Genomic DNA, 977 nt, shown 5'->3' with positions numbered 1-977 from the left:
AGAAAGCAAAAGTATGAAACGTTCATATCATCTAGCTCATATGAAATAAAGCTGACCCAGCTTCTTTTATTTGCTGGTCAGAATAGCGGAACATTTCGATGGTCTATGGAGGAAACAGAATGAAACTTAAATATGTAAAAGCCTTAGTTGCAGTAACCGTTGCTTTAGGTGTACTGCTGCCATCAACGATTTCTCATGCAAAGAGCTTTAGCGGCCGCTCATCATCTAGTTACAGCAGCCGAAGTTCAAGCTCGTCATACAGCGGAAGCTATAAATCAAGCCCGAAATCAAGCTACAGCTCAGGATCAAGCTCTTCTAGCAAAAAATCCAAGACGTCTGACGATTCATCATCATCGATTTCGCTTAAAAAGAAGCCTTCGGAAAAGGCAAGTTCATCAAGCTCTAAAAAATCGTCAGGCACCTTTTCCGGCGCTACATCAAAAGTAACCGGAAAGACATACAGCGGAAAAACGTCTAAAGCCTATGTTGGCGGACGATATGTTTCAGTCAATCATTACTATCACGCAGGTTTCGCGCCATCAGGATGGTTTGGATATTATAGCGGATTTACAATGGGTATGTTCATGATCAGCATGATGCACCCATGGGGTTACACCTATCATCCAGTCGGAGGCCCAGGTTATGTTTCTTATGGCGCTTCACCCATTGCCTGGATCGTTGATATCATCGCTTTGATTATTATTTTAATCATTGTCATCGCACTGATTCGCGCATTTAAAGCACCGAAGACGTACAGAAGGAGATTTTAGGCAATGAGATTAATATTAAATGAGCAAGAAATTGTAGACGGAATTTGCGTGTATATTTCCAATAAAGAAGATATCTACCCTGAAGACGTTGAAGTAAAGGAGCTATCTTATAACAAGCGTACAGGGTTCTTCGCTGAAGCTACATTTGGCCTGCACCACAAGCAGCTTATGTCAGATGACATTTCAGAAGGCATTATTCAGTTCTTA

2 protein-coding genes are annotated in these 977 nt (G+C 41.5%); both read left to right on the top strand.

Going from position 1 to position 977, the window contains the following annotated elements; translation table 11 throughout:
* Positions 1-119: 119 nt before the first annotated feature.
* The gene (locus tag ACWHAR_RS23805; protein ID WP_003244225.1) at positions 120-770 is read left to right on the top strand and encodes a hypothetical protein; all 651 of its coding nucleotides are present in this window, start codon (positions 120-122) and stop codon (positions 768-770) included.
* 3 nt (positions 771-773) lie between these two features.
* Positions 774-977: DUF2653 family protein (locus ACWHAR_RS23800; protein WP_452088031.1), on the top strand; the 204-nt coding region annotated here is incomplete at its 3' end.

The sequence above is a fragment of the Bacillus sp. LR--39 genome, assembly GCF_053613335.1.
Note: the sequence above shows the minus strand (reverse complement) of the source record. Positions and strands in the feature narration are given on the sequence as shown.

Excerpts from the sequence above, each read along its gene's own strand:
- ACWHAR_RS23805 (WP_003244225.1), top strand. The coding sequence starts at position 120 with ATGAAACTTAAATATGTAAAAGCCTTAGTTGCAGTAACCGTTGCTTTA.